We start from the raw sequence: 9786 nt of genomic DNA, 5'->3' as shown, positions 1-9786 counted from the left end.
TGGAAATTTGATAGAGAATCGAAAGAATACATATTCTCGATGATCGGAGTATTTACATTTGCTGTTATGACTTCAATGCTTTTTTACTTCTTTCCATCTGCCGCATAAAAAAATGATTGTTAGTGGTATAAATAATGAGGTGACTTGAAGGGAAGGTAAGTTATTCACCAAAGGATGACTGTCATGTAATCCACTTTACTTTAAATAATGCAACGTAGTAATAGGAGGGGATTGAACATGTGGAATTCTACTGTTTGGATAATAATTATAGGAATTGCTATAGGCGGATATTTTTTAGAACAATTTATAAGAAGAAAGTTGAATATGGAGAAGAGGGGTTTCTTTGGATATAAGCATGTAAATAGCTTGCATGTAAAATTGGAAATTGGATTGTTTATTATTTATTTTGTAAGTAGTATGATTTATGTTAATAGAGATGAAAATGCAAACATAGGGTATGCTTTTTTTATTTTTTTTGCAACGTTATGGACGTTACGCGCATGGATGGAGTGGAAATTTGATAGAGAATCGAAAGAATACATCCTTTCTACAATCGGTTTACTTGCATTTGTAGTTATGATTTCATTGCTACTTTACTTCAATCCGATTTCAGCGTAAAAGTAAGGCTAAAGAAATAAGAAACCATTTACTACTAAATGGTTTCTTATTTAAATTTATCATTTATTTTGGCTAATATAGATGTAATGAAATTTTTTTTATCCTCAGCATATTGATGTTTATCATTAGGGTTAGCTTGTGAAAGTTGAATCTTTAACTGTTCATATTGTATACGAGAAATTTTGTTGTTTATTAAGTAATCTCTGAATTGTAATTGCTCTATTAAATATGTATTTCCCTGTTCATACATATGAATTTGATGAGTTCGTGGTTCTCCTTTATTAAAATAGTATCGCTCAGGCAGTACATCTTTTCTGTATTTATAATTTAGTAGTTCTAACTTTTTAATACATGTTAAACCGTCTGTATAATCTTCTAATTCGATTGCAATATCAATAATTGGTTTTGCACTTAAATGTGGAATAGAGGTACTACCAATATGGTGTATCGCTAAAATATGTTTTCCAATATGTTCCTCAATGAATTGTTTCTCTTTCATAAATTCAATTTGCCATTCTTCAGTCCACGGAGCTAAAAATACTTTTCCATATGGTAAACCTAACATTTAATTAGCACCTCTTTCAAAATGTTTTTTTAAGTCTATTACATTTTCTTAAAGCTTCTTAAAACAAGATATTCCCACAATCTCCAAGGAAGAATTTTCTTTGCTAAAATCATAAATTTTACACCTTTTCCAATAGGGTATCGTAATGTTGTGCGCTTAGTTTCAGCAATTTCTACAATTTTATTAGCAACATCTATCGGATTACCAAATCTATCACTGCCGCTATTAATATGTTTTTGTATTTTACCCATATATTCTTTGTAAGGAGAAGATGTATCAGATTGGTTTGTAGCTAGTTGTTTACCAACTTCCCATATATTCGTGTTATAAGAACCAGGTTCAATTAAAGCAACATCTATTCCGAACGGTTTTACTTCTAAACGAAGGGATTCACTCCAGCCTTCTAATGCATATTTTGAAGAAACGTAAGGGGATAAACCAGGGAATCCAACTTGGCCACTGATGCTGCTTATATTAATGATTTTCCCACTTTTTTGTACCCTCATATAGGGTAAAACAAGCTGAGTGATTGAAATAGCGCCAAAAAGGTTCGTTTCAAATTGTTTACGGTATTCCTCTACTGGAATTTCTTCAACAAATCCTCCAGTTGCATATCCTGCATTATTAATAAGAAGGTTTACTCTGTTTATTTCTTTTAAAAATAATTGAAAGTTATTTATAGAGTTTTGATCGGTTACATCTAATTGTTGAATTTTAATGTTTTGCTGTATGTTGAGTTGAGTAGCTTGAGATAGTAAGTTCACTTGTTTTTCAAGGTTTCTCATTGTAGCAATGACTAAATAGTCTTTTTTTGCAAGTTCAATAGTTGTTAAAAGACCGAACCCACTTGAAGCTCCTGTAATAACCGCGATTTTTTTATTCATTGGTCGCTCACTTTCTTTTTCTTTTATCATAACGAGTTATAAAAAGAAAATCTATTTTTCTTATATTCATTATGAAACCAATTTGTATGTAAAAAAGGGGATTATAGGAAATCAGCGTATATAGAGTAGTGTATATTAATATGATAATGAAATGAGGGAAGAAAAATGGCCCATGTGAAAGATGTATTAGCAGATCAATTGTTGGCGAATGCAAATGATCCTAGTTGGTATATTCCATTTTCGGATGCAGTGAAAGATTTATCTGAGAGAGAAGCTTTCTGGAAACCGAATGAAGAGAGTAATAGTATAGCTGAAATTGTACAACATTTACTGTATTGGAACTCAACGTGGCAAACTAGATACAAAGAATCGAATGTGAATGCCGTGCCCGCTATTGGTGATAATAACAAAAGTTTTATGCTTTCAAATAATCAAACTTTCGATGAGTTAAGGGAAAAACTACTAGAGAAACTATTACAATGGCAAAATCTCATAAATGAAGAAAAGGTTGAAAGTGATGTATTGGGATTTCCTGTTTCTGCAAAGTGGTGGGAAGTGCTAGCCAATGTAACTACTCATAATGCATATCATATCGGTCAAATTATTTACATCCGAAAATTACAGAAGAGTTTTGATAATGAATAAGATAATAATTCTCAAATTAGGTGAACAAAAGTGGACAAAACGAGACAGGTGTCTCATTTTGTCCACTTTTTTATTTTGAAAGAATAGAGAAAACCTATGAAATCAAGGATTAGAATTTGGCACAGTATTTGCAATATAAAAGATGAACAAGAAAATAGGAGGGCTGGACATGTTAAAAACAACTGAAAGTAAAGGGAATGAAATTACGAAAGAACAAGCTCGTTGGATGTATGAAAAAATGTTAGAGATTCGTAAGTTTGAAGATAAGGTGCATGAATTATTCGCGCAAGGCGTTCTGCCAGGTTTCGTTCATTTATACGCGGGTGAAGAAGCCGTAGCAGTTGGTGTATGTGCACACTTAACGGATCATGACAGTATTACAAGTACGCATAGAGGACATGGACATTGTATCGCAAAAGGTTGTGATCTAAACGGTATGATGGCTGAACTTTTCGGGAAAGTGACAGGGTTATGTAAAGGGAAAGGCGGCTCCATGCATATTGCGGATTTAGATAAAGGAATGCTTGGTGCAAATGGCATTGTAGGCGGAGGTTTTCCACTTGCTTGCGGTTCGGCATTAACGGCTAAATATAAAGGTACGAAAGATGTAAGTGTTTGTTTCTTTGGTGACGGAGCAAATAATGAAGGCACATTCCATGAAGGGGTTAACTTAGCGGCAATTTGGAAGTTACCAGTTATTTTTATCGCAGAAAATAACGGTTACGGTGAAGCAACGACATTTGAATATGCTTCAAGTTGTGATTCCATTGCAGATCGAGCGAAAGCTTATAATATTCCAGGTGTTCAAGTGGATGGAAAGGATTTACTTGCAGTATATAAAGCGGCGGAAGAAGCAGTGGAACGTGCACGTAATGGCGGTGGTCCAACAATAATTGAATGTATGACATATCGTAATTACGGCCATTTCGAAGGTGAAGCACAAACGTATAAAACCTCAGAAGAAAAAGAAGAACATTTAAATGAAAAAGATGCGATTGTGAATTTTCGTAAGCATTTAATTCATGAAGCTTTATTATCTGAATCTGAACTTGTGGATATGGAAAAGGCAGTTGATGAAGCGGTACAAAAATCAATTGAATTTAGTGAAAACAGTCCATATCCAGATGATGAAGAATTATTAAAAGATGTATACGTTTCTTACAAATAAGAGGAGGGTGAAAAATAATGACTAGAACAGTAAGTATGTCAACTGCAATTAATGAAGCGATGAAAATTTCAATGCGTCGTGATGAAAACGTAATTTTAATAGGAGAAGATGTTGCAGGTGGTGCACAAGTTGATCATTTGCAAGATGATGAAGCATGGGGCGGTGTACTCGGTGTTACAAAAGGACTTGTACAAGAATTTGGTCGAAATCGTATTTTAGATACACCAATTTCAGAAGCGGGTTACATGGGCGCGGCAATGGCAGCTGCTGCAACTGGTTTACGTCCGATTGCTGAATTAATGTTTAATGATTTTATCGGAAGTTGTCTTGATCAAGTATTAAACCAAGGTGCAAAATTCCGCTATATGTTCGGTGGTAAAGCGAAAGTACCAGTTACAGTACGTACGATGCACGGTGCTGGTTTTAGCGCAGCGGCACAGCATTCACAAAGTTTATATGCGTTGTTTACGAGTATTCCAGGAATTAAAGTTGTCGTTCCTTCTACTCCGTATGATGCAAAAGGCTTACTATTAGCAGCAATTGAAGATGATGATCCAGTAATCTTCTTTGAAGATAAAACACTCTACAATATGAAAGGTGAAGTGCCAGAAGGTTATTACACAATTCCATTAGGAAAAGCGGATATTAAACGGGAAGGTTCTGACGTAACAATCGTCGCAATTGGAAAACAAGTTCATACAGCACTTGTGGCTGCAGAACAATTAGCAAAAAAAGGACTTGAAGTAGAAGTGATTGATCCGCGTTCTTTATCACCACTTGATGAAGATACGATTTTAGCATCTGTTGAAAAAACAAATCGTCTTATTGTTATTGATGAAGCAAATCCAAGATGTAGTATCGCAACAGATATTGCGGCAATTGTAGCGGATAAAGGATTCGATTTGTTAGATGCACCTATTAAACGAATTACAGCACCACATACACCAGTTCCGTTCTCTCCACCACTTGAAAAGTTATATTTACCAACGCCGGAGAAAGTAATTGAAACTGTATCAGAAATGATTGGAGACCAATCGTTATTACATGTGTAAGGAAACGATGAGAAAGGGGAGAGAAGCATGGCTGTAGAAGTTGTAATGCCAAAGTTAGGTATGGCGATGAAAGAAGGTATTATTACGAGCTGGAATATTAAAACAGGCGATCATGTAGCAAAAGGTGAACTAATTGCTAGTATTAACTCGGAAAAAATCGAAACGGAAATAGAAGCACCAGCTGATGGAACTGTTCTTGATATAGCTGTAAGTGAAGATGAGGGAGTGCCGCCGGGTACTGTAATTTGCTATATCGGTAAATCGAACGAAAAAGTAGTAGTAAATGAAAGTACACAAGTTGTAGAAGAAAAAACAACGAATCTAGAGCCGAAAAAGCTCCAACATCCAGAACCATATGCGATAGAGGTGACGAAGCAAAGAATCAAAATTTCACCTGTAGCGAAGAAAATTGCAAAGTCTGAAAATCTGGATATCAAGGCATTAGTTGGTACAGGACCTGGCGGAAGAATTACAAAGGTAGACGTATTAAAGGCAATTGAAGAAAAAGTAGTAATTCCAGAAGTACTTGAACAAGAAGAAAGTAAAGTCATTCCTGTTACTGGTATGCGGAAAGCAATCGCAAACCGTATGCATGCAAGCTTACAAAATAGTGCGCAATTAACATTAACGATGAAAGTAGATGTTACAGCTTTAGTGGCTTTACATAAAGAAATAGCGGAAGTTGTACAAAAAAGGTACGATAACAAACTAACCATTACGGATATCGTTTCTCGTGCTGTAGTATTAGCGCTTGGGGAGCATAAAGAAATGAACAGCGCATATATAGATGACGTAATTCATCAATTTGAACATGTTCATTTAGGCATGGCGGTCGCGTTAGAAAAAGGGTTAGTCGTTCCGGCTATTCGCTTCGCAAATAATCTCTCATTAGTAGAGTTATCTAAAGAGATTAAGAACGTAGCACAAAAGGCACGAGCAGGCAATTTAAATAGTGATGATATGCAAGGAACAACCTTTACAATTAGTAATTTAGGTAGCTTCGGTATTGAATATTTTACACCAGTATTAAATACACCTGAAGCTGGTATTTTAGGTGTAGGTGCGATTGAACATGTTCCTGTATATAAAGGGAAAAAATTAAGAAAAGGAAGTATGTTACCTTTAAGTTTAACATTCGATCATCGTGTATTAGATGGTGCACCAGCAGCTGCATTTTTACGCACAATTAAACGTTATTTAGAAGAGCCTGTAACAATTCTTTTATAAAGAGAAGGTGAGAGAATGAGTAAATTAGTCGTTATTGGAGGCGGGCCTGCTGGGTATGTAGCAGCAATTACCGCGGCTCAAAATGGGAAAGATGTTATTCTAATTGATGAAGCAAATCTTGGCGGGACTTGTTTAAATGTAGGTTGTATGCCTACAAAATCATTGTTAGAAAGTGCAGAAGTACATGATGTTGTGAGAAAAGCGAATCATTATGGAATTACACTCAACAATGGAAGTATATCAATTGATTGGAAGCAAATGCAGGCGAGGAAATCACAGATCGTAACGCAGCTCGTCCAAGGAATTCAATATTTAATGAAGAAAAATAAAATAAAAGTTATGCAAGGTAAAGTGAAATTTGAAACGGATCACCGTGTGCGAGTTACAAACGGTAATAAAGAAGATGTAGTAGATGGAGATCAGTTCATTATAGCGGCAGGTTCAGAACCGACTGAATTACCTTTTGCTCCGTTTGATGGGAAGTGGATCTTAAATAGTAGCCATGCAATGTCCCTAGAAAATATGCCGAAATCAATATTAATTGTTGGCGGTGGTGTAATAGGATGCGAGTTTGCGAGTATTTATAGTCGCATTGGAACAAAAGTTACGATTGTTGAAATGGCACCGCAATTATTACCTGGTGAAGATAAAGATATCGCACAAATATTAAAAGAGAAACTAGAAAGTGATGGCGTAGAAATATTTACAGGAGCTGCTTTAAAAGGATTAAATAATTATAAGAAGCAAGCTTCATTTGAATATGAAGGAAGTATCCAAGAAGCTAACCCGGAATATGTTCTCGTTTCTGTAGGTCGAAAACCACGTGTCCAAGGATTAGATTTAGAAAAAGCAGGCATCCAATTTTCAAATAAAGGAATCTATGTGAATGAATATATGCAAACAAACAGATCACATATTTACGCAGCAGGTGATGTGATTGGTGGAATCCAGCTTGCTCACGTTGCTTTCCATGAAGGAACGACAGCAGCATTACATGCGAGCGGAGAAGATGTAAAAGTAAACTATCATGCTGTACCTCGCTGTATGTATACAGCTCCAGAAATTGCTAGCGTCGGTTTAACAGAAAAAGATGCAATAGAACAGTACGGTGACATACAAATTGGAGAATTTCCTTTTACAGCGAACGGAAAAGCACTTATTATTGGAGAACAAACGGGTAAAGTAAAAGTTATTGTGGAACCTAAATATCAAGAAATTGTAGGGATTTCTATTATCGGTCCACATGCAACTGAACTGATTGGACAAGGAACTGTAATGATTCATACAGAAGTTACTGCTGATATTATGAGAGATTATATTGCAGCGCATCCTACTTTATCTGAAGCGATTCATGAAGCGTTATTGCAAGCGGTAGGACATACTGTACACGCTTAAATGGAATTATAATAAACCACTATTCTCTAAATGAATGAGAGAATAGTGGTTTGAATTTTTACGGAAGAAATTGAATATCCTATTATTTTTTTACGTCAATAGCTGAAGTTTTATCGTTCCATTCAGGAGCTAAATTAGCAGTTTTACCATACCAATCAGCGTGTTTAAATACAACACCTTTTCCATATCCTTGTGTAGAAGTATGCTCCCAAAGTGTCGTTGAATAACTTGCTGAAGGTGATGCTGTACTTATAGAAGAAATTCTATCATTCCAGCTAGAAGGTAAGTTTTTAAAGCCGCTACTCCAGTAAATATATTGCCCGCCTTTATTTATATGTTCATAAAAATCAGTACTACCAGCGCCGCTACCTAAAGGATTAATTTTATTTTTAAGTACTTTTTTATCCTTTTCAATATAAGCATCTAATGTTTCTCTACTAGTAAAACCATATGCTAGCCAATCTCCATTTTCATTTTGCTCTGGTAATACCATAGTAATTTGGATGTTTTTCTTATCCTGATCACTTAATTTTGTAAGTGAATTAACATTCTGTTCATCCACTTTTAAATAATCAAAAGACTTAATTGTGTTACCTTTTTCTTCAGCACTTGCTACTCCTAGTCCTCCAGTTAATGCAAATCCCGCTACTAATGTACCTGCTACTAATTTCTTCAACATATAACCATCCCTTTTTATTTAGATTTTTGTACAGGTAAATTCTTTGTACTAGTAAAATGTATTCTAATTATTTATTATTGTAAATATTCTGAAGTTTTAGAAATAAAAGGCGGAATATTTGCAGTTTTGCATTTTTTCTTTAGAAAAAATAGTTATTGGAATGATATAATAAATAGATATATCGCTTTTGTTGGATGTTAAAATGTTTTAGGAGGGAAGCTATTGAAATATTTCAATAAAGATTGGTATAAAGAAATGCAAGTATCTGGATTTTTAATTTTCCCAGAAACAGTAGAAGAATGGGAAGACATGTTGCGAGAGAGCGAAAAGATAGGAATGGATTATAAGCAAAGTTTAAGAGAAGACGTGGAAGAAAAGAAAGAAGATCTATTAAAGTTTTTACCTAAGTCATTACATCCATACATTCATGACAATACAATTAATTCAGAATACCCATCGAATCAATTAAAGAAACTTATGCTTGAGTGGACAGTAGATTATGAGAAAAGAATGAATGATTTAGAACAAACTTGTATAGATAATTATAATAGGATAAAAGAAAAACTTGCGCATAATGTCGTTCAACTACATGAATACTCACTACATGACAGTGTAGTCAAATCAGTAGAGAGAAGATCAAAAGATACGCTAATTATAACTTTAGATTGCAGTGGTACTTTCAGTGAATTTGATAAACTGCAAGTAACTTTTACAGGCGTAACGAAATGTTCAATTCCGGAAAATTTTGAAGGTGCTTGGTGGTTAAGTCATGAAATAGACCTTACGAATGAAGGGTTCGAACTGGGTGTTTTATTTGATTGCCCATTTGAAGAAGTGACGATTTGTGCAAAAGATGTATTGCTTGAGATAGGTAACTAGTAAACTTTATAACTTTACAAACAAAAAAACAGTCTTATAGGACTGTTTTTTATTTAGATACTAAATTATCAAGTTTCCAATATGTATCTGTTAACGGCGCAGCTTTGCTATCTATGTATAAATACATATTATTTAAATCTTTTGGAGAAGTTTTCATATTAAATACAATGTCGGTAGTTAAAGAAAACTCAGATGGAACCTTTTTAGCATTTTCATTTTGTATAACTTCACCTTCGTATTTTTCACCCGTTTTTTCATCTTTTATGAAATATTTTATTTCTGAAAGATCTATCGTTTGTCCGTCAACACGAGCGTTATTTATAGTAACGCGAGCTGTGAGACGCCACTCTTTGTCTATTTTTTCGAATTTAGCATTTTCAACAGTTGCTCTATAGTATTCATTTTTAAATATTTCCCCATAGTGCATTGCATTCTTTTCAAGAGCGCTCTTTTCTTGTTTTGATGCAGTATTCCCATTACATCCTGCTATTAGTCCTGTAAATAATAATGCTGTACAAGTTACTTTAATTATAGATTTCATAATAATTCCTTTCTGTGTTAAAAAATGAAACATAGGAATAATTTTACATGAATGGGAAGATAAATGGAAGTGTGTTTTTGGAATATGTAAATATGCATTTATTTCGTTGTCAAGTTAATAGAGTAGAAAGAGG

At 34.5% G+C, this 9786-nt stretch carries 11 protein-coding genes and 1 pseudogene; 8 read left to right on the top strand and 4 right to left on the bottom strand.

Annotated features, from left to right (window positions below; all coding sequences use genetic code 11):
- Window positions 1-108 (top strand): annotated as a pseudogene (locus KI369_RS29520) (DUF4181 domain-containing protein); the annotation flags it as partial.
- A gap of 129 nt (window positions 109-237) precedes the next feature.
- Window positions 238-618, top strand: a complete 381-nt coding sequence (locus tag KI369_RS19225) for a DUF4181 domain-containing protein (protein WP_212957008.1) — start codon at window positions 238-240, stop codon at window positions 616-618.
- 46 nt (window positions 619-664) lie between these two features.
- Here the strand turns inward: KI369_RS19225 and KI369_RS19220 are convergent, their stop codons facing one another.
- Both KI369_RS19220 and KI369_RS19215 read right to left on the bottom strand, forming a co-directional pair.
- Complete coding sequence (locus KI369_RS19220; RefSeq protein ID WP_212957007.1) at window positions 665-1183, bottom strand: GrpB family protein; 519 nt, start codon at window positions 1181-1183, stop codon at window positions 665-667.
- Window positions 1184-1221: 38 nt separating this feature from the next.
- Window positions 1222-2067: an oxidoreductase gene (locus KI369_RS19215; protein ID WP_212957006.1), complete on the bottom strand. Its 846-nt coding sequence runs from the start codon at window positions 2065-2067 to the stop codon at window positions 1222-1224.
- 165 nt (window positions 2068-2232) lie between these two features.
- Between KI369_RS19215 and KI369_RS19210 the strand changes: the two genes are divergently transcribed.
- The 5 genes from KI369_RS19210 to lpdA all read left to right on the top strand — a co-directional run bounded on the left by KI369_RS19210 (window position 2233) and on the right by lpdA (window position 7554).
- On the top strand, window positions 2233-2712 hold the full coding sequence (locus KI369_RS19210) for a DinB family protein (protein ID WP_212957005.1): 480 nt from the start codon (window positions 2233-2235) through the stop codon (window positions 2710-2712).
- A 169-nt stretch (window positions 2713-2881) separates the two neighbouring features.
- Window positions 2882-3880 (top strand): thiamine pyrophosphate-dependent dehydrogenase E1 component subunit alpha, encoded by a 999-nt coding sequence (acoA, locus tag KI369_RS19205; protein WP_212957004.1) that lies wholly within the window; start codon window positions 2882-2884, stop codon window positions 3878-3880.
- A gap of 17 nt (window positions 3881-3897) precedes the next feature.
- Window positions 3898-4932, top strand: coding sequence for an alpha-ketoacid dehydrogenase subunit beta (gene acoB, locus KI369_RS19200; protein WP_212957003.1), 1035 nt, complete (start codon window positions 3898-3900; stop codon window positions 4930-4932).
- 27 nt (window positions 4933-4959) lie between these two features.
- Complete coding sequence (locus KI369_RS19195) at window positions 4960-6159, top strand: dihydrolipoamide acetyltransferase family protein (RefSeq protein WP_212957002.1); 1200 nt, start codon at window positions 4960-4962, stop codon at window positions 6157-6159.
- 15 nt (window positions 6160-6174) lie between these two features.
- Entirely contained in the window at window positions 6175-7554 is a 1380-nt protein-coding gene (lpdA, locus tag KI369_RS19190; protein ID WP_212957001.1) for a dihydrolipoyl dehydrogenase, read from the top strand.
- 82 nt (window positions 7555-7636) lie between these two features.
- Here the strand turns inward: lpdA and KI369_RS19185 are convergent, their stop codons facing one another.
- Window positions 7637-8233: a hypothetical protein gene (locus tag KI369_RS19185; RefSeq protein WP_212957000.1), complete on the bottom strand. Its 597-nt coding sequence runs from the start codon at window positions 8231-8233 to the stop codon at window positions 7637-7639.
- A gap of 222 nt (window positions 8234-8455) precedes the next feature.
- Here KI369_RS19185 and KI369_RS19180 point away from each other — a divergent pair, with 222 nt between their 5' ends.
- On the top strand, window positions 8456-9112 hold the full coding sequence (locus KI369_RS19180; RefSeq protein WP_212956999.1) for a DUF4085 family protein: 657 nt from the start codon (window positions 8456-8458) through the stop codon (window positions 9110-9112).
- Between the two features lie 49 nt (window positions 9113-9161).
- Here the strand turns inward: KI369_RS19180 and KI369_RS19175 are convergent, their stop codons facing one another.
- Window positions 9162-9653, bottom strand: coding sequence for a hypothetical protein (locus KI369_RS19175; protein ID WP_212956998.1), 492 nt, complete (start codon window positions 9651-9653; stop codon window positions 9162-9164).
- Window positions 9654-9786: the final 133 nt, after the last annotated feature.

The sequence above is a fragment of the Bacillus sanguinis genome (assembly GCF_018332475.1).
Lineage (GTDB): Bacteria > Bacillota > Bacilli > Bacillales > Bacillaceae_G > Bacillus_A > Bacillus_A sanguinis.
This window is presented reverse-complemented; position numbering and strand designations above follow the sequence as displayed.